Below are 21250 nucleotides of genomic sequence, written 5' to 3' on the forward strand. Positions count from 1 at the left end.
GCGCTCCCGAGCGCCGCTCCGACGCTCTCGGCTGCCGTGGGCGGCTCGAGCGGAACGCGGTCGCCGTCGGGCGCCGGCCGGGTCGGGTCGTCGCTCATGCGGTGCCGGCGGTGCCCGGCATCCGGAGCGGGATCAGATCGCGCGGCGGCATCGGCGAGGTGCCGCGCACGACGACGATCGATCGGAACAGGTCTTCGACGGCGGCCGCGGCCTCGATGTCGCTGGTCGCGGCTCCCCCGACGACTCCGCGCAGGAACCAACGCGGGCCGTCGACGCCGACGAAACGAGCAAGACGCTGCGAGGCGACGTCGGCACCCGCCATGACGGGCACCTCGGCGAGCAGCTCCGGGCCGAGGGGGCCTTCGCGCTCCTCGACGCGGCCACCCTGCTGCTTGACCTGCTGACGGATCTGCTCGCGTGTCTCTTGCCACAGACCGCTCGTGCGCGGGGCGGCGAAGGGCTGCACCTGCAGGGTCGAGTCGGCGTAATCGAGGCCGACGGCGACGATGCGCTTGGTCTGCTCCTCGACCTCGAGGCGGAGGTTGAGGCCCTCGCGGGGCAGGATCTTGATGCCGCCGAGATCGATGTAGGGGCGCACCGGGTTGGCCTCGGCCTCGTCGAAGGGACCGGCGCTCTCGCGGTCGATCGGCGCGCTCTTGGCGGGCGGGGCGAGGTCGGTCACGGGCTGCTCCGCCTCGGGGGTGGTCTGCGTCTCGTCGTCGGTCATCGGGTGCTCCCTTGCAGGCTCTGGTATCCGCTCGATCCGAAGCCGCCGTCGCCGCGCGCGCTGTCGGGTAGGTCGTCGACGGAGACGAAGCGCACGGGCGGGACGGGCAACACGATGAGCTGGGCGATGCGGTCGCCGACCGCGATGTCATAGGCCTCGTGGAGGTCGGTGTTCAACAGCGCCACCTTGATCTCGCCGCGATAGCCGGCGTCGATCGTGCCGGGCGAGTTGACGATGGTGATGCCGTGCTTGGCGGCGAGGCCGCTGCGGGGTACCACGAAGGCCGCGTGCCCCTCCGGCAGGGCGATCCGCACGCCCGTCGACACGAGCGCGCGGCGGCCGGGTTCGAGGCGAACCGCCTCCGCGGCGGTCAGGTCGGCACCGGCGTCGCCCGGGTGGGCGAAGACCGGGGGCTCGGATGCGACAATGAGGACATCCACCGTTTCGGTCACCCCACGAGGGTAATGCAGAAGAGGGGGTGCGGCATTCGCACCGCAGCCGAGTATCGCGAGCGTCTGAGTCCGTCCCTGTGGGCGCTCGTCGCCGCCGCCGTGTGCGGGCCCATGGCCGCCGTGGTCTTCTCACCGCTCGACACGACCCTCGCCCTGTTCATCGGGCTGGTCGTGTCGGTGGCCATCGTGGTGGCGCTGCTCGCCCTCTCGCCGATCGTGGAGGTGCGCGACGGCGAATTGCGCGCCGGGCGCGCGCACATCGCCGTGGATCTGCTGGGTGAGCCCGCGGGAGTCGTGGCCGATGAGGCCCGTACCGCGCGCGGCAGCGGGCTCGATCGCCGGGCGTGGCATGTCATCCGGGGCGGGATCGACGGCATCGTGACGGTGCCGGTGAACGATCCCGACGACCCGACCCCGATGTGGGTCATCTCGACCCGCACGCCGGATCGCCTGGTGGCGGCGATCCAGCGCGCTCAGGTCAGGCTGCGCACTCCAGGCAGATGAAGCCGGGGCCGCTCTCTTCAGCGATCTGGGAGCGGTGCTTCACCAGGAAGCAGCTCATGCAGGTGAACTCGTCCTCCTGCGGGGGAAGGACGACGACATCGAGCTCGATGTCGGAGAGGTCGGCGCCGGGCAGTTCGAAGCCCGAAGGGTTGTCGGCATCCTCGTTGTCGATCGACCCCGACGCCTTGTCGGGCACGCGCTCCTTGAGGGCCTCGATCGACTCGCTGTCGTCCTCGGTCTTGCGCGGTGCGTCGTAATCGGTTGCCATGCGTGCAGGTCTCTACTTCCGGATTTCGTGGTGCTGTGCCCCATCGGGTGCCCGATCGGGCGGCCATAGTTTGCATGACCGGCCTTCGATAAGCAAATGCTCCCGAAGGGGTATGCGTGCCGGGCGAGGCGTGAAACTCGCGGCGCGCCCGCGATATTCCCGAAAGCACGGGGTGGGCATGTCAGCATGGGCCCTGACCGCAGATCGGAGGGGTGTTTCGCATGGAACAGCTCAAAGTCATCGGAACCGAGGATGACGTCCTCGTCGTGGCGACCCAGGCCGGCGAACGCTTCGCCCTCGCACTCGACGAGGTGCTGCGCGTGGAAGCGCGCCGCGCACGCCGGGACCGTGAAGACGACGACCGCGCCCCGCGTCCCAGCCCCCGCGAGATCCAGGCGCACATCCGGGCCGGCATGTCCGCCCGCGAGGTCGCGTCTCTGCTGAACGCGCGCATCGAAGACATCGAACGCTTCGAGGGTCCCGTCCTCGCCGAGCGCGAGCACGTCGTCAGCCAAGCCCTCGCGGTGCCGGTGCTGCTCGGCGGCACCATCGAGCACGACGCCCCGATCACCTTCGGCGCAGCCGTCCGCGCCAAGCTCTCCGAGGCGGCCGCCTCGGCCGAGCGGTGGACGAGCTGGAAAGAGGGCGCGAGCTGGCTGGTGAAGCTCGAGTTCACCGCCAACGGCGTCGACCACGATGCCCGATGGGGATTCGATCCGCGTCGGAGCACGCTTTCGCCCCAGAACGCCGACGCGATCCAGCTCTCGCGTCAGGGATCGCTGCCCGAAGGGCTCATCCCGCGCCTGCGCGCCCTCGACACCGTGCAGAAAGACGACTCGCGCTTCGACAGCGGGTCCTTCGGTCCCCGACGCCTCGACATCGAGGACGAACCGGGCGTGGAGGCCACGGGACCGGTCGCCCCGGCCGTGCAGGCGGCCGCGATCAAGCGTGCACCCGACGCTCCCGTGACCTCGGCCGAGACCGCCGACCTGCTCGAGGCACTTCGTCGCCGCCGCGGACAGCGCGAGCCGCTACCCGGCATCACCGAGGTCGAGCCGGAGCCGCGTCCGTCGGGCCCGCCCGTGGCGCTGTTCGACGCCGTCGAGCCGGGATTCGTCGACGAGCCCGCGGCCCCCTCGCCCGAGCCCGAACGTCCGCAGGCCGATTCGGCCCGCCGTGCGAAGGGGCGCCCGTCGATGCCTTCATGGGACGAGATCGTCTTCGGTGCGCGGTCCGACGAGAGCTGACAGCGCGCATCCCACGGATGCCGGGATCTTCGGCATCCACGGGTCTCAGGCGAACGCGCCGAGGCGCAGGAGCGGGACCGTGCGCTCTTCGTCGGTGAGCGAGCCGTGCTGGCCCACCATCCGCTGCGGGCGCTTGTCGGCCTCGCGATCGTCGTAGTAGGCGAAGCGTCCGCGTGCGGCGACCAGCACGTCGCCGATACGGGGAACGACCTCGTCGTCGACCGCGCCGAAGAGACCGGCGGAGATCGCCTCGTCGCGCGTCATGACCCAGGCGCGACCGGGCTCGCCCTCTTTCCACGCCGCGGCGACGGCATCCGCGCCTCCGTCCTCGGCGTAGAGGTGGAGCATGCGCGGCTCTCCGCCGACGAGGGCGACGCCGTCGAGCAGCGGGTCGCCCTCGCGCAGCAGCACGTGCTTGTGCACCGGCACGTCGACCATGCCGTGATCGGCGGTGACGATCACACCGGTGCGCGGATCGACGGCCTCGGTGAGTCGGCGGGCGGCGCTGTCGATGCGTTCGAGCGCGTCGGTCCAGCGGTCGGACTCCCAGCCGTCGCGGTGCCCGGCGGTGTCGAGCTCGGGGGCGTACAAGTAAGTGAGGGAACCCGGATGCCGAGCGGCCAGGTCGGCCGCGATCGTCACTCGCTCGTCGAGGTCGTCGGAGGGGAAGAAAGCAGCCCCCCGCAGCGTCGCCTCGGTGAAGCCGGTCCCGGTGTACATCGGCTTGGACACGACGAACGCCCGATCGGGGAGGGCGGCGAAGAGCGGTTCGCGGCGCTGCCAGGAGTGCGGGTCCAGCCCGTCGGTCTCCCACCCGTGAAGCTGATTGGAGGCGATCAGCGTGCCCGGGATCCGTGTGCGGTAGCCGACGATGCCGTGCACGCCCGGGTCGACCCCCGTCAGCAGACTGGTGAGGGCTGCGGCCGTGGTCGAGGGGAACACCGTCCGCGCGACGTCGCGACGACCACCGGCGGCGGCCAGGAATCGCGCATGACCGCGACGAGCGGCGAGGTTGTGCGCGCCGAGACCGTCGACGAGGAAGACGATGACGCTCCGCGCAGGGGCGAACCACTCGGACGACCCGTCCAACGCCGCGACGGACTGCGTCAGGACACCGGTGAGGCTCCGAGAGCGCGGCGGGTCCGCCGGTAAGCTGAGTGACATCGGGGCAAGTCTTCCACACGGCTCCCGATTCCCGTCCGTCCCGGACGCCCGCCCGACCCGAGGCCCTCCTATGCCCGATTCCCGTTCCTCTTCCGCCGCGACGTCGCCCGTCGTCGAGCGCATCGAAGACGTCGATGTGTCGACCGAGATGCAGGGGTCGTTCCTCGAGTACGCCTACTCGGTCATCTACTCGCGTGCCCTCCCCGACGCCCGAGACGGTCTCAAGCCCGTACAGCGCCGCATCCTGTACCAGATGGCCGAGATGGGGCTGCGGCCCGACCGCGGTCACGTCAAGAGCGCCCGCGTGGTCGGCGAGGTCATGGGAAAGCTGCACCCCCACGGCGACGCGCCGATCTACGACGCCCTGGTGCGCCTCGCGCAGCACTTCACGCTCCGCGTGCCTCTGGTCGACGGTCACGGCAACTTCGGCTCGCTCGACGACGGCCCGGCGGCCTCGCGCTACACCGAGGCCCGTCTCGCTCCCCCGGCCCTGGCCCTCACCGAGAACCTCGACGAAGACGTCGTCGACTTCATCCCGAACTACGACGGCCAGTTCCAGCAGCCCGAGGTTTTGCCAGCGGCCTTCCCCAACCTCCTCGTGAACGGGGCGACGGGTATCGCGGTCGGCATGGCCACCAACATGGCGCCGCACAACCTCGTCGAGGTCGTCTCGGCGGCGACGCACCTGCTCCAGCACCCGGATGCCACGGTGGAGGAGCTCATGGAGTTCGTCCCCGGCCCCGATCTTCCCACGGGCGGCATCATCGTCGGCCTCGACGGCATCAAGGACGCGTACACGAACGGTCGCGGCACCTTCCGCACGCGGGCGAAGGCCTCGATCGAATCTCTCGGCCCGCGTCGGACCGGCATCGTCATCACGGAGCTGCCGTACCTCGTGGGTGCGGAGCGGGTGATCGAGAAGATCAAAGACGCCGTGCAGGCGAAAAAACTGGCCGGCATCGCGGACGTCACCGATCTCTCCGATCGCCATCACGGTCTGCGGCTGGTCATCGGCATCAAGACCGGGTTCGACCCCAAGGCCGTCCTCGAGCACCTGTACCGGCTCACGCCGCTCGAGGACTCCTTCGGCATCAACAACGTCGCCCTGGTAGACGGGCAGCCGCAGACCCTCGGGTTGCGCGACCTCCTGCGCGTGTACCTCGATCACCGCATCCGCGTCGTCACCCGGCGCAGCGAATACCGCCTGGCGCGCCGGCGCGAGCGGCTGCACCTCGTCGAGGGCCTGCTCATCGCGATCCTCGACATCGACGAGGTCATCCAGGTCATCCGTTCGTCCGACGACGGCGAGCAGGCGCGCTCGAAGCTGCAGGAGGTGTTCGACCTCTCGCATCCGCAGGCCGAGTACATCCTCGAGCTGCGTCTGCGGCGCCTGACGAAGTTCTCGCGTATCGAGCTCGAGGCCGAGCGCGACCAGTTGAATGCCGAGATCGCGCAGCTCGTCGAGTTGCTCGGCAGCGAGACGCTGCTGCGACAGCAGGTGGCCCGAGAACTGGATGCCGCGGCCGAGGCGTACGGCACACCGCGACGGACCCTGCTGCTCAACGGCGGGCCCGTCCAACCTCGCTCGGCCAAGGCCGCCGAGGCCGCGGACCTGCAGATCGCCGACGCGCCCTGCCGCGTCTACCTGTCGGCCACCGGTCGCATGGTGCGGGCGGAGCTCGTCGCCGATGCCCCCGGCGGCGGCGTGGTCGCGCCCACCCGCCGCTCGAAGCACGATGCGATCCGCTCCTCCGTCGACACCACCACGCGCGGCGACATCGGTGCGGTCACCTCCGCGGGGCGCCTCGTGCGCTTCTCCCCCGTCGACCTGCCCTCGGTGCCGGCCAATTCGGTGCAGGTGGCCGCGGGCATGAAGGTCGAACAGTACCTGGCGCTCGGTAAGGGCGAGACGGTCATCGGCCTCGTTCCCCTGACCGACGGTCCCACCATCGCCCTCGGTACCGAGCAGGGTGTGGTCAAGCGGGTCGCGGCGAGCGAGCTGGGGACGAAGGACGAGATCGAGATCATCGCGCTGCGCGAGGGGGACCGCGTGGTCGGAGCCGCCCCCGCGGGCGACAACGCGGAGTTGGTGTTCGTCGCCGACGACGCGCAGCTGCTGCGCTTCGATGCGTCGTCTGTGCGGCCGCAGGGGCGCTCGGCGGGAGGGATGGCCGGCATCCGCCTGTCCGACGGGGCGCGCGCCATCGCCTTCGCCGTCGTGGGTGCCTCGGCGTTCGACGCCGTCGTGGTCACCGTGGCCGGATCGTCGGCCGCGCTTGCCGGCACCGACGCGGGCAGCGCGAAGGTCTCGGCGTTCACGGAGTTCCCCGCGAAGGGGCGCGCCACCGGCGGCGTCCGTGCACAGCGGTTGCTGCGAGGCGAAGACGCCCTCGTACTTGCCTGGGTCGGTGTCGAACCGCGCGCGGTGGGTGCGGATGGTTCGGTGCGGGCGCTGCCCGAGCCGGGCGCCAAGCGCGACGCCTCGGGCCAGCCCCTCGACGCCGCGGTGGGCGCGATAGGTACCGTCGTCCGCTGACGTCGCGACTCGAGGCCCAGCGGGCGGCGGGACCGTCGCGCGGATTCTGTGGGTGACACACCGATTCGCGGTGCCGTCACGTCGGCGTGTCGGGAACGACCTCCGCGTGACGGTTCGGCCGGCCGGGAGGCCCCTGACCTCCTCCGCCGAACTCGGACCGGCGGCCGCCATGGCCGCGGAGGGCTCCGTAATCAGACGTCGATGCTCTCGCGGGCCAATCGGTCACTGGAATGCACGATGAACTCGCGGCGCGGCGCGACCTCGCTGCCCATCAGCAGGTCGAACACCTGGGCTGCGCCCTCCATGTCCTGCACGCGAACACGACGAAGCGTGCGCCCGGCGCGGTCCATGGTGGTGGTTGCGAGCTGGTCGGCATCCATCTCGCCGAGGCCCTTGTAGCGCTGGATGGGCTCCTGCCAGCGCTTGTTCGACTTCTTGAGGCGTGCGAGCAACGTGTGCAGCTCCTGCTCGCTGTACGTGTAGATCGTCTCGTTGGGCTTGGAGCCCGGGTTCATCACGATGACGCGGTGCAGCGGCGGTACGGCCGCGAAGACCCGCCCGGCCTCGACCAGAGGGCGCATGTAGCGGAAGAACAACGTCAGCAGCAGGGTGCGGATGTGCGCGCCGTCGACGTCGGCGTCGCTCATGAGGATGATCTTGCCGTAGCGGGCGGCACTGAGGTCGAAGGACCGACCCGACCCGGCCCCGATGACCTGGATGATCGAGGCGCACTCCGCGTTCGACAGCATGTCGCTGATCGACGCCTTCTGCGTGTTGAGGATCTTGCCGCGGATGGGCAGCAGCGCCTGGTATTCGCTGTTGCGTGCGTCACGCGCGGTGCCGAGGGCGGAGTTTCCCTCGACGATGAACAGCTCGGAATTGTCGACGTCGTTCGAGCGGCAGTCGACGAGCTTCGACGGCAGCGACGACGACTCGAGCGCGTTCTTCCGACGCTGCGTCTCTTTGTGCGTGCGAGCCGAGATGCGCGCCTTCATCTCGGACACGATCTTCTCGAGCAGCTGAGCGGTCTGCGCCTTGTCGTCGCGCTTGGGTGAAGCGAATCGCTCCGCCAGTTCTTTCTGGACGACGGATGCCACGATCTGGCGCACCGCGGGGGTGCCCAGCACCTCTTTGGTCTGCCCCTCGAACTGCGGCTCGGGAAGGCGCACGGTCAACACCGCGGTGAGGCCGGCGAGCAGGTCGTCTTTCTCGACCTTGTCGTTCCCCACCTTGAGCTTGCGGGCGTTCTGCTCCACCTGCGCGCGCAGCACCTTCATCAGCCCCAGCTCGAAGCCCTGCTGGTGGGTCCCGCCCTTGGGCGTGGCGATGATGTTGACGAAGGAGCGCGAGGTGGTGTCGTAACCGGTCCCCCAGCGCACAGCGATGTCGACCTCGCACTCGCGCTGCACCTCGGTCGGAATCATCGAACCGCCGGGCTGCAGCACCGGTACGGTCTCGGTGAACGTTCCGGTGCCGTTCAGGCGCCAGGTGTCGGTGACCGCGGCATCGGGGGCGAGGAACTCCGCGAACTCCGAGATGCCCCCGTCGAAGCGGTAGCTCGTCTCGACCGGTTCTTCCGCGCGCTCGTCGAACACCACGAGCTCGAGCCCGGGCACGAGGAACGCCGTCTGGCGCACCCGCTGCACGAGTTCGTCGTGGCCGAAGGCTGCGTCCTTCGTGAAGATCTGCCGGTCGGCCCAGTACCGGATGCGCGTGCCCGTGACACCGCGCGGCGCTTTGCCGATGACCCGCAGCTCGCTGCTGCGCTCGAATGGCGTGAAGGGTGCATCGGGACCGTCTCCGGCGAAGAGCCCGGGCTCGCCGCGGTGGAACGACATCGCGTAGGTCTTGCCGCCGCGGTCGACCTCGACATCGAGGCGTTCCGACAGGGCGTTCACGACCGACGCGCCGACACCGTGAAGACCACCGGATGCCGCGTACGAGCCGCCACCGAACTTTCCTCCCGCGTGGAGCTTGGTGAAGACCACCTCGACACCCGTCAGACCTGTGCGCGGTTCGACGTCGACGGGGATGCCGCGCGCGCGGTCGCGCACCTCGACGCTGCCGTCGGCGTGCAGCACGATGTCGATGCGGGTGCCGTGGCCGGCGAGGGCTTCATCGACGGAGTTGTCGATGATCTCCCAGAGGCAGTGCATGAGGCCGCGGGAGTCGGTGGAGCCGATGTACATTCCGGGGCGCTTGCGCACGGCTTCGAGGCCTTCGAGGACCTGCAGGTGGTGGGCGGAGTACTCGGACGTCACGATCTCCCAGCGTAATCGGGGCCGCCGACATCGCCTGGCAGACACACAGCGAGGTCGGGTCACCGTACGCGCACAGCGAAATGTGATCAAGGCGCGGCATAGGGGAAACATCCACGTGGTTGTATATGGAGACTCGCCCACGACCACATGAGGAGGGCACCCGAGATGACCACCACGACCGCACCCGACGCGATTGTTCTCGACCACCGTCTGACGGCGGCGGATCGCTGCGACTCCTGCGGCGCGCAGGCTTACATCGCCGCCGAGGTCAACGGCAGCGAGCTGCTGTTCTGCGCGCACCACGGACGCAAGTACGAAGAGAAGCTGCGCAGCATCGCCACGTCGTGGCACGACGAGACCGCGCGCCTTTCGTCCGCCGACTGAGCCCTCACACCAGATCCGGCCCCGACCGCTCCTCACGAAGCGGGACGGGGCCTTTTCTGTGTCCTGACGTTCACGCCGTGTAGACGCGAGGGAGCGAGGGCGACACGCGCAACGAGATCTCCTCGCCGATGGTGTCGATCATCTCCGCGAGATCGGTCGCGCTGTGCAGTGCCCCCCGACCGAAGACGACGATCTCGTCACCCGTCCGGGCGTCGTCCCACGGCGCGACGACGCTCGCGGTCGCACCGATGTCCTCGACGCGGCGGGGACCTGCGGGGGTGACCACATCGAAGCGCCCGGAAAGGGCGCTCGGCAGGCCGTGCAGGCTCCCCACGTCGAGATGCACGCCCGCCGGATCGACGGCGGTCACGGTCGCGACCAGGGCGGCGACGGGTTCGATGCCCAGCTTGGTCTCGTCGGGGCCCCCGGCGGGACGGATGCCGTACGAGAACGCCCCGACCCGCACGAGGTCTTCGCGGAACTCCCCGCGGGCGAAGCCGGCGGCGCTGGCGGCCAAGTGGGAGAAGCGGGGGTGAAGGCCCGCGGCGCGCGCGGCGTCGCGCGCGGCGAGGAACAGCGCTCGGGCGTCGTCGTCGTCGGCATCCGAGGCTTCGGAGATGTGCGACCAGATCCCCTCGAAGACCGCTCGACCGTCGGCGATGAGGACGGCGGTCCGCGCGAGGGCGCTGTCCCACTGCTCGGGACGGATGCCGTTGCGGTGCAGGCCCGTGTCGATCTTGAGGTGTACACGGGCCGGGCCCCCGGTGAGAGTGGCGAGGTCGTCGAGCAGCGCCTCGTCGCCGATGCCGAGGTCGAGGTCGGCGGCCGCGCCGGCCGCGAGGTCGTCGACCCCGCCGATGAGCCAGACGAAGATGCGGGCTTCGGGGCCGACGGCCGCGCGCACCGCGCCTCCGGTCGCGACGTCGAAGGCGCCGAACCAGCGGACGCCCTCGTCCCACGCCCGGCGCACGAGGGCATCGAGCCCGTGGGCGTACGCGTCGTCCTTGACGACGAGCATGTGCGCCGCAGGCGCCACGGCCGCGCGCACGCTGTGGAGATTGCGTGCGAAGGCGTCGAGATCGACGCGGTAGACCGCGCTCACGCGGACACCCGGCGGTCGGACCGTGCGCCCACGGCGGCGACGATCTCGGCTGCGGTCCAGCCCGTGGCATCCGTCCACTCCGCGAGCGAGGGGTGGCCGGCGGCCGGGTCGCCGAAGAAGACGACCTCGGTGCCGCGCGGGATCGGGGTGTCACCGACGTCGACGACGCAGACGTCCATCGCGACGCGACCGACGATCGGGTGGCGCCGCCCCTCGATCGCCACGGTGACCGCGTTGCCCAGGGAGCGCACCACGCCCTGCGCGTACCCGCCCGTGACGAGCGCCACGTTCGTGTCGGCGGACGCGCGGTGGGTGTAGCCGTACGAGACGCCCTCGCCCCGCAGCAACGGCTTCGTTCCCAGTGCGCGTCCGCGCAGCGACAGGACGGGCGTGGTGCCCGAACCCGGGAGGCCGTACAGGACCGCGGCGTCGAGGGCCGCGGCATCCATCCCGAGATCGGCGAGCACGGAGGTCACCCATTCGGCGCCGTGGCCCCAGCCGTCCGCTGTCAGCACGTCGTCGCGACCGCCCACGGCCCGCCCGGCGTTGCGCCGCAGCGCCGCGTCGGACACTAGGGCCACCGGCGCCACCGTCCCGGCCCCGGGCGCGCGGGCAGGGAGCGTGGAGGTCACACATCTAGACTAACGGGGTCCGTCGTCCCCGACCCCGGAGCGTGCATGCCTACCCACGGCTTCTCCCCCGTCACCCGTCTGCGCTACCTCGCCGGACGCGCCCGCCGCATCGACGTGGGTTCGGTGATCGAACGGGCCAAAGAGGCCTCGGCGCAGCACGGAAAATCGCTGCCGCTCGTCGTCGGCGACATGCTCTTCCAGGCGGGCGTGAAGAACGTCGGGTTCCAGGACTACATCGACTACGACTTCGCGATCCTCACGCCGGCCGAGCGTGCGACCTACATGACGCACCCGGTGTCGAACCAGATCTCGCAGAAGTACGACCACCCCGACTTCCGCGGCATCTTCCAGGACAAAGTCGCCTTCGATCGTCGTTTCAGCGAGTTCCTCCGCCGCGAGTGGATGGTGGTCGATGCCGACAACGTCGACGAGTTGCGCGCCTTCGCCGAGCGTCTCGGCACCATCGTCACGAAAGAGCCGGTCGGACAGGCGGGAACCGGTGTGCACCGCTACCACGCGGCCGAGGTCGCGGACTGGGACGCCTTCCACCGCGGTCTGCTCGAACGCGGCGAGATCCTCGTCGAGGAGGTCATCCGCCAGCACGACGACCTCGCCGCGGTCTGCCCCGGCACCGTGAACACCACGCGCGTCACCGCATTCTTCGACGGGGAGACGACGCACATCCTCGCGATGGCACAGAAGTTCGGCCGCGGCGCCGTGAGTGACCAGATGACCTTCGGCGGCTTCTATACGATGCTCGACGACGACGGCCGCGCGCTCGGCGCCGGCTACGACTCCCACGGGCACGTGCACGAGCTGCACCCCGATTCGGGCGTCCGCATCGCCGACTTCCGACTGCCGCTGATCGACGAGGTCAAGGCCTTCGTCGACCAGGTGGCGCGCGTCGTACCCCAGGTGCAGTACGTCGGCTGGGACATCGTCGTCGGCCCCGACGGCCCCGTGCTCGTCGAGGGCAACTGGGGTGCGGGCGTCTACGAGAACAAGCCGAGCGTCACCGGTATCCGCACCGGTCACAAGCCGCGCTACCAGGCCGCTATCGGTTTCTGACACCGGATGCCGGGCGGGCCCGCTCCCGTGAGGGGGTGGGCCCTTCTGCCGCTCCGGCGTCGACGGGCGGCGTAGGAGGCCCCGGAGCTTGTAGAAGGGTCCGGGGTCGAATGGGCGCCGGTGGCTTCGACAGGCTCACCCCCCCCCCGGGCGGGAGGGTTCGGCGGAGGCGGTGGCTTCGGCAGGCTCAGCCACCTCGGTTGGCGACGACCCTGAGCTTGCGAAGGGTCCGCCCGAGCCGCGGCATCCGTGACGAGCCGTGGCATCCGGGAACACCGAAGGCCCGTCCCGGCGAACGGAACGGGCCTTCAAGGTGTCTCTGTCAGCCGTGGCGGACGATGCCCAGCGGCGTGGACTCGTGTCCCTGACCGAGCGGATTGTCTTTCAAGATCGCCACGAGGCGCTTTTCTCCGGCTTTGTCCATCGTCGAACCGAGGATGTTGCCACCCAGGTCGTTGATGTCGACGACCGCTACCTGCAGGTCGCCACCGAGCAGCGACTTCAGGCGTGCAGCGACCTCGCGGGGGCGGTCGGGCCCCAGCACCACGGCCTGGTTGTACGGCGGGATCGTGCCCGAGGTGGGGCCGTCGATCGCGCGGGCCTTGTCGCCGGCGATGCGGTAGAAGTCGCCCTTGCGCCCGAACGCCTTCGTCACGGCCGAGACGGCCGCTGCGATCAGGATGCGGGGCGTCCCGCACTCGCGCAGCGCCATCTCCATCGTCTCGGGCATGCCGAGCCCGATGCCGTAGGGCGTGCGGGTGACGTACTTCGACAGGAACAGCGCGAGCTTGCGGGGCTTGATGCTGTCGAGCGTGTACGAGCGTCCCTGCGTGATCGCGACGATCTTCTCGGTGACGAACAGCAGGTCGCCCGGCTGCACGGCATCTTTCGCGTACTCGCGGATGAAGGCGTCGAGGTCGTCGCCCGGCATGACGACCCGGGTGCGGATCGGGATGCGGGCGTACGACGTGCCCTCGACGGTGCGGGTGAGCGCCTTGCCGGCGTTGGCCTCGCCGCTCATTCGAGGTAATCCCGGAGCGACTGCGAGCGGCTGGGGTGACGCAGCTTCGCCATGGTCTTCGACTCGATCTGGCGGATGCGCTCACGCGTGACGCCGAACGTGTCGCCGATCTGGTCGAGGGTCTTGGGCTGACCGTCACCGAGGCCGAAGCGCATGCGGATCACGCCCGCCTCACGCTCGCTGAGCGAATCGAGGAGCGACTCCAGCTGACGCTGCAGCATGGTGAATCCCACCGCGTCGGCGGGGACGACGGCCTCGGTGTCCTCGATGAGGTCACCGAACTCGCTGTCGCCGTCTTCACCGAGGGGGGTGTGCAGCGAGATCGGCTCGCGGCCGTACTTCTGCACCTCGATGACCTTCTCGGGGGTCATGTCGAGTTCGCGGCTGAGCTCTTCGGGCGTGGGTTCGCGACCGAGGTCCTGCAGCATCTGACGCTGAACACGCGCCAGCTTGTTGATGACCTCGACCATGTGCACCGGGATGCGGATGGTGCGGGCCTGGTCGGCCATCGCGCGCGTGATCGCCTGGCGGATCCACCAGGTGGCGTAGGTCGAGAACTTGAAGCCCTTGGTGTAGTCGAACTTCTCGACCGCACGGATCAGGCCCAGGTTGCCCTCCTGGATGAGGTCGAGGAACTGCATGCCGCGACCGGTGTAGCGCTTCGCGAGCGAAACGACCAGGCGCAGGTTGGCGCCCAGCAGGTGGCTCTTGGCGCGCTGACCGTCACGGGCGACCCACTGCAGGTCGAGACCGAGCTGGCTCGTCTTCTCGGCCGCCGACATGTTCGACAGCTTCTCTTCGGCGAACAGGCCCGCCTCGATGCGCATCGCGAGCTCGACCTCTTCGGCCGCGTTCAGCAGAGGGACTTTACCGATCTGCTTCAGGTAGTCCTTGACCGGGTCGGCCGTGGCACCGGTGATCTGTGCCGAGTAGACGGGGACGTCGTCTTCGTCGCTGGAGGAGATGACGATCGCACCCTGGGGCAGGACCTCGGCGGGTTTGGCCGGGGCATCGTCGTCGTCATCGTCGTCGGACTTCTTTGCGTCGCTCTTGACGGCGTCGTCGGAGTCTTCCGAGTCGTCACTGTCGTCGGCCTCGAGAACGACCTCGGCCTCTTCGTCGACCTCTTCGTCTTCGTCGAGGTCGTCGTCTTTCTTCGCCTTCGTCTTCGCCTTGGCCGGCGCGGCCTTGGCCTTGGCGGGGGCCTTCTTGGCGGGAGCCTTCTTCGCGGTCGTCGTCGTCGACGCCGTCACGGTCTCCTCGGAGTTCTCGAGCTCGGCGTCCTTCGCACTCCGGGAGCGGGTCTTGGTTGTCGTGCCTGCCACGTTTCGCCTTTCACCGGGAACGTACGTTGCACGGCCGCCGGTCGTTCTCGGACACTAGTAAGACCCTTGTCAAGTCCCGATCCGAGGAGCGGGGGCTCCTGGACCGGTTGACAATGGGTCAGGTTCTTTATTGTCTCACATCCTCGGACCAGGACTTGACGCGGACCGGGGATCTATGCGTAGACAACGCGGATGCGCCGACGAGCATTCCCGGATGCCGAGACTCGGCATCCGGGATCCTTCCCACGTCGTCGGCGGGGAGCCGCCGTCGTGGGGTCAGCCCAGCTTGCCGCGGCGATCGTCGTCGCCGGGACGTGTCGCGAGGAAGCGCTCCAACTCGGCGGCCAACTCGTCGGCGCTGGGCAGATCGCCCGTGTGGATGATCGGCGTCGCCTGCGTCGAGCCCGCCATGTAGGCGTCGTAACGCTCTTCGAGGTTCTCGAGCATGCGCGTGAGCTCGTCGCTGGCCTCGACCTGCTCGGTGACCTTCGTCAGGAACTCGCGATTCTCTTCGCGCAGCACCTCGCCCGAGAATTCGAGGCCCGTGGCAGCGGTCAGGCTGTCGAGGGCGGCCAGGGCGGCCGCCGGGTACTCGGTGTCGCCCAGGTAATGGGGAACGAGGAGGGCGAAGCCGACCACCTTGGCTCCGGCCTCGGCGAAGCGGAACTCCAGCAGGTGGCCCGCCGTCGACGGGACCTGCGTGTGGGGACGCCAGACCGAGTGGGCCTCGGCGAGATCGGGGCGGGTCCCGCTGACCGTGGTGCCGATCGGGCGCGTGTGCGGCACGGGCATGGGGATCGCGTGCACCCACGTCACCGACGACACCTGGAGCCCGGCAGCCAGCTCGAGCACGGACTCGGCGAAGGCCTCCCACAGGAAGTCGGGCTCGTAGCCGGCCAGCAGAAGGAAGGGCTGCCCCGTCGAGTCGTGCGCAAGCGACAGCTCGAGACGCGCGGGACGGTAGTCGGTGAGGTGATCCTCGACGAAGGTGATGAGCGGCCGGCGTGCGCGGTAGTCGAGCAGGAGGTCGTTGTCGAACACGACCACGGGGTTGGGCTCGAGGTCGTTGCGGAAGTACTCGACCAACCGCGTCACGGCGCCACCGGCGTCGGTGAACCCGGTGAGCGAGATCACCAGCGGCAAACCCGACGGCACGGGCGGTGCCGCGGGAGCGCGGTCGTACAGCGGTGCGGATACGGGCATGCGTCCACTTTACGAGCGCTCCCCCCGGGCCGGCGGCGGTGCGTCCCGCTGCTAGCGAACACGCGCGAACCTAGGATGGACACCATGCCCTTCCCCTCTGTGGCGTACACCGACGCCCCCGTTCTCGAGTCCGACGCCGACGCGATCCTCCTGATCGTCCCGACTGTTTCGGAAGGGGCACCGGATCCCGACGGATGGGACGGCCTCGGCGGCGCACTGTCGGCCGTCGGCTTCACGGGCGCGACCGGCTCCTTCCAGCGCGTGCACGTGCCGGGCGTGAACACGCCGCTGGCAGTCGTGGGCGCGGGCACCGATCCGAGCGACTCGGCGCTCCGGGATGCCGCGGGTACGGGCGTTCGTCAGCTCACCGGGTTCGCGCACGTGGCGGTCCAGGCTCTCGTCGACGCGCCGTGGCGTCCATTGGCCGAGGGTGCGGCCCTCGGCGGCTATCGCTTCGCCGACTACAAGAAGAAGTCCGCAAAGGTGCGCGCGTCGCGCGTCAGCGTCGTCGCGTCCGCGGCGCCGTCCGATGCCGACACCGTGGCCGTCGCCGCCGTCTCGGGCGCTGTGGCGCTGGTGAAAGACCTGGTGACCACCCCCGCCGAGTGGCTCGGACCCGCTGACTTCGCCGACGCTGCGGTCAAGGCCGTCGAGGGACTCCCCGTCGAAGTCGAGGTGCTCGACGAGGCGGCCCTCCGCGAGGGCGGGTACGGCGGCATCCTGGGTGTCGGGCAGGGGTCCGACCGTCCGCCCCGCCTGGTGCGGTTGGACTACTCCCCCGCGGGTGCCGAGCGTCACGTCGCGCTGGTCGGCAAGGGCATCACGTTCGACACCGGCGGACTGTCGCTCAAGCCCGCGGCATCCATGGTCGGGATGAAATACGACATGTGCGGCGCCGCCACCGTGCTCGCGGTGCTGAAAGCCGCAGCCGAGATGCGCCTGCCCGTCAAGGTCAGCGCGTGGCTGTGCATCGCCGACAACATGCCGTCCGGCCGGGCCATCCGCCCCGGAGACGTCCTGCGCACGCTCGACGGCACCACCGTCGAGGTGCTGAACACGGATGCGGAGGGGCGCCTGGTGCTGGCCGACGGTCTGGCTGCGGCCAGCCGCGAGAAGCCCGACCTCATCGTCGATGTGGCGACGCTGACGGGTGCCATCACGGTCGCCCTCGGCAATCGCCACGCCGGTGTCATGGGCGACGACGACGCCGTGGCGGGGTACCTCGCGGCGGCCGGCCGAGCCTCCGAGCCGGCATGGCAGCTGCCGCTGCCCGACCACATGGTCGACGACCTCGACTCCCCCATCGCCGATCTGCAGAACGCCAAGATCGGCGACCCGGCGGGCGGCTCGCTCTTCGCCGGACTCTTCTTGCGGCACTTCATCGGTCGGGTCTCCGACAATGCGGACGCCGCCCGCATCCCCTGGGTGCACCTCGACATCGCCGGAGTCGGTATGAACAAGTCGGCGCCGTTCGGGTACACCGACAAGGGTGTGACCGGCGCGACGGTCCGTTCGCTCGTCGAGATGCTCTCCGCGGAGGCTGCGCGATGACGGAGTACACGGCAGACGTCGTCGTGCTGGGCGGCGGAAGCGGCGGGTACGCCGCGGCGATCCGCCTCGCCGAGCTCGGAAAAGACGTCGTGCTGGTCGAGAAGGACAAGCTCGGCGGCACGTGTCTGCACCGCGGGTGCATCCCGACCAAGGCTCTGCTGCACGCGGGCGAGGTGGCCGACGCCGCGCGGGGCGCCGCCGACATCGGCGTCGACGTCACCCTCGGGGGGATCGACCCCGTTCGCGTGCGTGCCTACCGCGAGGGCATCGTCGCCAAGAAGTTCAAGGGCCTCGAGGGTCTCATCTCGGCGCGCGGCATCCGCGTCGTGTCCGGCGAGGGCACGCTCGAGGCCGGTCCCGCCGTCCGCGTCGGCGACGACGTGTACCGCGGCACCGACGTCATCTTGGCGACCGGCTCGTACAGCCGGAGTCTGCCGGGCCTCGAGATCGGCGGCCGCGTCCTGACGAGCGACCAGGCGCTGGATCTCGACGTCATCCCCGAGCGCGTGGTGGTGCTGGGCGGCGGGGTCATCGGCGTCGAGTTCGCCAGCGTGTGGCGCTCGTTCGGCGTCGAGGTCACGATCGTCGAGGCGCTGCCGCACCTGCTGCCCGCCGAGGACGTGTCGTCGAGCAAGGCGCTGGAGCGCGCTTTCCGCAAGCGCGGGATCTCGTTCCAGCTCGGTCGTCGCTTCGCCTCGCTGTCGCAGACCGCGGACGCCGCGACCGTCACCCTCGACGACGGATCGGAGCTCGTCGCCGACTACGTCCTCGTCGCTGTCGGCCGCGGACCCGTGACAGCGGGCCTCGGCTACGAGGACGCGGGAGTCGTGCTCGACCGGGGCTTCGTGCAGACCGACGACCGTCTGCGCACCGCATCCGCGCACGTCTGGGCCGTGGGCGACATCGTGCCCGGCCTGCAACTCGCGCACCGCGGGTTCCAGCAGGGCATCTTCGTCGCCGAGGAGATCGCGGGCTTGTCGCCCGTGCTCGTACCCGACGTGCACGTTCCCCGCGTCGCCTATTCGCACCCGGAAGTGGCCTCCGTCGGGCTCACCGAAGCGCAGGCCCAGGATCGTTATGGATCCGAGGCCGTGAAGGCGTACGAGTACAACCTCGCCGGCAACGGCCGCAGCGAAATCATCGGCACCTCGGGCATCGTCAAGATCGTCCGGCGGGTCGACGGGCCCGTCATCGGGGCGCATCTCGTGGGCGATCGGGTGGGCGAGCTCATCTCCGAGGCGCAACTCGCCGTCGGATGGGAAGCGCACCCGGAAGACATCGCGCCGTTCGTCCACGCCCACCCCACCCAGAGCGAGGCGCTGGGCGAGGCCTTCCTGGCCCTCGCCGGCAAGCCCCTGCACGCACTCTGACCACAAACCGGTCACTAAGCTAGATACCGCATCCGGTACGAAGGAGAACTATTCATGAGCACTTCCGTCGTCCTCCCCGCTCTCGGCGAGAGCGTTACCGAGGGAACGGTCACCCGCTGGCTCAAGCAGGTCGGTGACACCGTCCAGGAGGACGAGGGTCTGCTGGAGATCTCGACCGACAAGGTCGACACCGAGATCCCCTCGCCCGTCGCGGGCGTGATCGAAGAGATCCTCGTCCAGGAAGACGAGACCGTCGAGGTCGGCGCCGTCCTCGCAAAGATCGGTGACGGCTCGGGCGCGTCGTCGTCCGACGACGCCCCGCAGGCCGCTCCGGCCGAAGAAGAGTCGGCTCCCGCCGAGGAGGCCGCGCCCGCCGAGTCCGCGCCGGCCGAGCAGTCGGCCCCGGCAGAGCAGTCGGCCCCGGCAGAGCAGTCGGCCCCGGCTGCCGATGGCGACTCGACCGAGGTCACGCTGCCCGAACTGGGCGAGAGCGTGACCGAGGGAACGGTGACCCGTTGGCTCAAGGCCGTCGGCGATGACGTCGCCGTCGATGAGCCGCTGCTGGAGATCTCGACCGACAAGGTCGACACCGAGATCCCCTCGCCCGTCGCGGGCACGCTGCAGGAGATCCTCGTGCAGGAAGACGAGACGGTCAACGTCGGTGCCGCCCTCGCCCGCATCGGCAGCGGTGCGGCCCCCGCGGCGCAGCCCGAAGCCCCCGCCGCTCCGGCCGTCGAAGAGAAGCCGGCCGAGCAGCCTGCCCCCGCCGCGGAGAAGCCCTCGCCCGCGGAGGACAAGCCCGCCGCCCCGGCCCCGGCCGCAGAAGAGAAGCCCGCCGCCCCGGCTGTGCAGGAGAAGCCCGCAGCTCCGGCCGCGTCGTCGAACGACGACATCACCTACGTCACGCCCCTCGTGCGCCGTCTGGCGCAGCAGCAGGGCGTCGACCTGGCCTCGGTCACGGGCAGCGGCGTGGGCGGTCGCATCCGCAAGGAAGACGTGCTGAAGGCGGCCGAGGCGGCCAAGGCCGCACCCGCCGCGTCGTCCGATCCCGCGGCTGCCGCGCCCGCCGCAGCTCCCGCGCCGGTGGAGGTCTCGCCGCTGCGCGGCACCACCCAGAAGATGTCGCGTCTGCGCAAGGTCATCGCCGAGCGCGCCGTCGCGTCGATGCAGGCGACGGCGCAGCTGACGACGGTCGTCGAGGTCGACGTGACGAAGGTCGCCGCCCTCCGCGACCGTATGAAGGGCGAGTTCCAGCAGAAGACCGGCGACAAGCTGTCGTTCCTGCCGTTCTTCGCGATCGCGGCCATCGAGGCGCTCAAGTCGTACCCGATCATCAACTCCACGGTCGAGGGCGACGAGATCGTCTACCCCGCCCAGGAGAACGTCGCGATCGCGGTCGACACCGAGCGCGGTCTGCTGACGCCGGTCATCAAGGAGGCGGGCGACAAGAACATCGCGCAGCTCGCTCGCGAGATCGCCGATCTCGCTGCGCGCACGCGCGACAACAAGCTGAAGCCCGACGAGCTCGCGGGCGGCACGTTCACGCTGACCAACACCGGTTCGCGCGGTGCGCTGTTCGACACCCCGATCGTCTTCCTGCCGCAGTCGGCCATCCTCGGTCTCGGCGCCGTCGTGAAGAAACCGGGTGTCGTGTCGGTCGACGGCAAGGACGCGATCTCGGTGCGCTCCTACGTGTACCTCGCGCTGTCGTACGACCACCGCACGATCGACGGTGCGGATGCCGCCCGCTTCCTCGGCGCGGTCAAGGCACGTCTCGAGGCGGCGCAGTTCGAAGGCGACCTCGGCATCTGACGAGGCTGAACACCGGCTCATGATGGCTGGTCCGCGACCGTTCTGACGGCGCGGACCAGCCATCGGTCTTTCTGCCGGACGAGCGTCACGTACTGCGTGGTGGAGTCGATACTGAGCCGGATGACGACGACTCCGCCGAAGTCGTCGATGAGGCGGATGTCGGCGTCGTCCGCTCCGGCGAGCAGCGGCTCGCGCGGGAACTCCGAGTCCTCCTCGTGTGCCGCCACGCAGGCGGTATCACCGAGGCATTGATCGATCTCCGCGAACAGGTCACGGGCGGTCCCGACGAACTCGCCGGGCGACGAAGGGTTCGCCTGTGGCTGCTGTTCGGCCTCGCCCAGGGCCTCGTCGGACGGCACTGACCGAGCTGTCACCGTTGGTGCAACGGACGCCGGCTGCGCGTCGGCGGCCGGGGCCGACGCCGATGGTGCCGTCGCCGACGGGGACTCGCCGGTGACGCGTGAGACCGACGGCTCGGGCGCCGATGCCGCCGACCCGTCGTGAGTCGGCCATAGGAGCAGACCCGCCACCACGACGACCGCGCCGGAGGTGCACAGCGCGCCGAACCGAACTGCGTGCGAGCTGCGCCCTCGCGCAAGCACGTCTCGCAGCACCTCGTGCAC

At 69.9% G+C, this 21250-nt stretch carries 18 protein-coding genes and 1 pseudogene; 8 read left to right on the plus strand and 11 right to left on the minus strand.

Annotation, left to right across the window (positions count from 1 at the left end; genetic code table 11):
* Positions 1-94: 94 nt before the first annotated feature.
* The gene (locus RWP81_RS03540; RefSeq protein ID WP_243223511.1) at positions 95-727 is read right to left on the minus strand and encodes a DUF3710 domain-containing protein; all 633 of its coding nucleotides are present in this window, start codon (positions 725-727) and stop codon (positions 95-97) included.
* Positions 724-1179 carry a dUTP diphosphatase gene (gene dut / locus RWP81_RS03545; protein ID WP_314452319.1) on the minus strand — a complete coding sequence of 152 codons (456 nt, stop codon included), beginning with the start codon at positions 1177-1179 and terminating at the stop codon, positions 724-726. The genes RWP81_RS03540 and dut overlap by 4 nt, the downstream gene beginning before the upstream one ends.
* A gap of 12 nt (positions 1180-1191) precedes the next feature.
* Between dut and RWP81_RS03550 the strand changes: the two genes are divergently transcribed.
* Positions 1192-1683 (plus strand): DUF3093 domain-containing protein, encoded by a 492-nt coding sequence (locus RWP81_RS03550; RefSeq protein WP_055954662.1) that lies wholly within the window; start codon positions 1192-1194, stop codon positions 1681-1683.
* Here RWP81_RS03550 and RWP81_RS03555 read toward each other — a convergent pair.
* Positions 1658-1951 (minus strand): DUF4193 domain-containing protein, encoded by a 294-nt coding sequence (locus RWP81_RS03555; protein ID WP_055954659.1) that lies wholly within the window; start codon positions 1949-1951, stop codon positions 1658-1660. The two genes, RWP81_RS03550 and RWP81_RS03555, sit on opposite strands and share 26 nt — an antisense overlap.
* Before the next feature lie 221 nt (positions 1952-2172).
* Between RWP81_RS03555 and sepH the strand changes: the two genes are divergently transcribed.
* A complete protein-coding gene (sepH, locus tag RWP81_RS03560; protein WP_314452322.1) occupies positions 2173-3198 on the plus strand; it encodes a septation protein SepH in 1026 nt (341 codons plus the stop codon).
* Between the two features lie 45 nt (positions 3199-3243).
* Here sepH and RWP81_RS03565 read toward each other — a convergent pair whose 3' ends face one another.
* A complete protein-coding gene (locus tag RWP81_RS03565; RefSeq protein WP_314452323.1) occupies positions 3244-4362 on the minus strand; it encodes an alkaline phosphatase family protein in 1119 nt (372 codons plus the stop codon).
* A 70-nt stretch (positions 4363-4432) separates the two neighbouring features.
* Between RWP81_RS03565 and RWP81_RS03570 the strand changes: the two genes are divergently transcribed.
* Positions 4433-6898, plus strand: a complete 2466-nt coding sequence (locus RWP81_RS03570; RefSeq protein ID WP_314452325.1) for a DNA topoisomerase IV subunit A — start codon at positions 4433-4435, stop codon at positions 6896-6898.
* A 191-nt stretch (positions 6899-7089) separates the two neighbouring features.
* Here the strand turns inward: RWP81_RS03570 and RWP81_RS03575 are convergent, their stop codons facing one another.
* Positions 7090-9159 (minus strand): DNA topoisomerase IV subunit B, encoded by a 2070-nt coding sequence (locus RWP81_RS03575; RefSeq protein WP_314452328.1) that lies wholly within the window; start codon positions 9157-9159, stop codon positions 7090-7092.
* A gap of 165 nt (positions 9160-9324) precedes the next feature.
* Between RWP81_RS03575 and RWP81_RS03580 the strand changes: the two genes are divergently transcribed.
* The gene (locus RWP81_RS03580; RefSeq protein WP_055954644.1) at positions 9325-9543 is read left to right on the plus strand and encodes a hypothetical protein; all 219 of its coding nucleotides are present in this window, start codon (positions 9325-9327) and stop codon (positions 9541-9543) included.
* Between the two features lie 70 nt (positions 9544-9613).
* Here RWP81_RS03580 and RWP81_RS03585 read toward each other — a convergent pair whose 3' ends face one another.
* Entirely contained in the window at positions 9614-10645 is a 1032-nt protein-coding gene (locus tag RWP81_RS03585) for an alanine racemase (RefSeq protein ID WP_314452330.1), read from the minus strand.
* Positions 10642-11277: an alanine racemase C-terminal domain-containing protein gene (locus RWP81_RS03590; protein ID WP_314452331.1), complete on the minus strand. Its 636-nt coding sequence runs from the start codon at positions 11275-11277 to the stop codon at positions 10642-10644. The genes RWP81_RS03585 and RWP81_RS03590 overlap by 4 nt, the downstream gene beginning before the upstream one ends.
* A gap of 45 nt (positions 11278-11322) precedes the next feature.
* Between RWP81_RS03590 and RWP81_RS03595 the strand changes: the two genes are divergently transcribed.
* On the plus strand, positions 11323-12345 hold the full coding sequence (locus RWP81_RS03595) for a sugar-transfer associated ATP-grasp domain-containing protein (RefSeq protein WP_314452333.1): 1023 nt from the start codon (positions 11323-11325) through the stop codon (positions 12343-12345).
* Between the two features lie 322 nt (positions 12346-12667).
* On the opposite strand, the gene RWP81_RS03600 is transcribed toward RWP81_RS03595, so the two are convergent.
* From RWP81_RS03600 to RWP81_RS03610, 3 genes are all read right to left on the minus strand, one after another.
* Positions 12668-13366 (minus strand): coenzyme F420-0:L-glutamate ligase, encoded by a 699-nt coding sequence (locus RWP81_RS03600; protein ID WP_314452335.1) that lies wholly within the window; start codon positions 13364-13366, stop codon positions 12668-12670.
* On the minus strand, positions 13363-14691 hold the full coding sequence (locus RWP81_RS03605) for an RNA polymerase sigma factor (RefSeq protein ID WP_314452337.1): 1329 nt from the start codon (positions 14689-14691) through the stop codon (positions 13363-13365). Before RWP81_RS03605 ends, RWP81_RS03600 begins: the two co-directional genes overlap by 4 nt.
* 276 nt (positions 14692-14967) lie before the next feature.
* Positions 14968-15894: a PAC2 family protein gene (locus RWP81_RS03610; protein WP_314452339.1), complete on the minus strand. Its 927-nt coding sequence runs from the start codon at positions 15892-15894 to the stop codon at positions 14968-14970.
* Between the two features lie 84 nt (positions 15895-15978).
* On the opposite strand from RWP81_RS03610, the gene RWP81_RS03615 reads away from it, so the two are divergent.
* From RWP81_RS03615 to sucB, 3 genes are read left to right on the plus strand one after another with little or no spacing between them, the layout of a single operon-like run.
* Positions 15979-17445, plus strand: coding sequence for a leucyl aminopeptidase (locus RWP81_RS03615; RefSeq protein WP_314452341.1), 1467 nt, complete (start codon positions 15979-15981; stop codon positions 17443-17445).
* A complete protein-coding gene (gene lpdA / locus RWP81_RS03620; RefSeq protein ID WP_314452344.1) occupies positions 17442-18815 on the plus strand; it encodes a dihydrolipoyl dehydrogenase in 1374 nt (457 codons plus the stop codon). The genes RWP81_RS03615 and lpdA overlap by 4 nt, the downstream gene beginning before the upstream one ends.
* A gap of 54 nt (positions 18816-18869) precedes the next feature.
* A complete protein-coding gene (gene sucB / locus RWP81_RS03625) occupies positions 18870-20627 on the plus strand; it encodes a 2-oxoglutarate dehydrogenase, E2 component, dihydrolipoamide succinyltransferase (protein ID WP_314452346.1) in 1758 nt (585 codons plus the stop codon).
* A gap of 17 nt (positions 20628-20644) precedes the next feature.
* Here sucB and RWP81_RS03630 read toward each other — a convergent pair.
* Positions 20645-21250, minus strand: a pseudogene (locus RWP81_RS03630) (hypothetical protein); the annotation flags it as partial.

The organism is uncultured Microbacterium sp. (assembly GCF_963521695.1).
Classification (GTDB): domain Bacteria; phylum Actinomycetota; class Actinomycetes; order Actinomycetales; family Microbacteriaceae; genus Microbacterium.

Coding starts and splice junctions, on each gene's coding strand:
- RWP81_RS03540 (WP_243223511.1), bottom strand. CDS start 727: ATGACCGACGACGAGACGCAGACCACCCCCGAGGCGGAGCAGCCCGTG.
- RWP81_RS03550 (WP_055954662.1), top strand. CDS start 1,192: ATGCAGAAGAGGGGGTGCGGCATTCGCACCGCAGCCGAGTATCGCGAG.
- RWP81_RS03555 (WP_055954659.1), bottom strand. CDS start 1,951: ATGGCAACCGATTACGACGCACCGCGCAAGACCGAGGACGACAGCGAG.
- sepH (WP_314452322.1), top strand. CDS start 2,173: ATGGAACAGCTCAAAGTCATCGGAACCGAGGATGACGTCCTCGTCGTG.
- RWP81_RS03565 (WP_314452323.1), bottom strand. CDS start 4,362: ATGTCACTCAGCTTACCGGCGGACCCGCCGCGCTCTCGGAGCCTCACC.
- RWP81_RS03570 (WP_314452325.1), top strand. CDS start 4,433: ATGCCCGATTCCCGTTCCTCTTCCGCCGCGACGTCGCCCGTCGTCGAG.
- RWP81_RS03580 (WP_055954644.1), top strand. CDS start 9,325: ATGACCACCACGACCGCACCCGACGCGATTGTTCTCGACCACCGTCTG.
- RWP81_RS03595 (WP_314452333.1), top strand. CDS start 11,323: ATGCCTACCCACGGCTTCTCCCCCGTCACCCGTCTGCGCTACCTCGCC.
- RWP81_RS03600 (WP_314452335.1), bottom strand. CDS start 13,366: ATGAGCGGCGAGGCCAACGCCGGCAAGGCGCTCACCCGCACCGTCGAG.
- RWP81_RS03610 (WP_314452339.1), bottom strand. CDS start 15,894: ATGCCCGTATCCGCACCGCTGTACGACCGCGCTCCCGCGGCACCGCCC.
- RWP81_RS03615 (WP_314452341.1), top strand. CDS start 15,979: ATGCCCTTCCCCTCTGTGGCGTACACCGACGCCCCCGTTCTCGAGTCC.
- lpdA (WP_314452344.1), top strand. CDS start 17,442: ATGACGGAGTACACGGCAGACGTCGTCGTGCTGGGCGGCGGAAGCGGC.
- sucB (WP_314452346.1), top strand. CDS start 18,870: ATGAGCACTTCCGTCGTCCTCCCCGCTCTCGGCGAGAGCGTTACCGAG.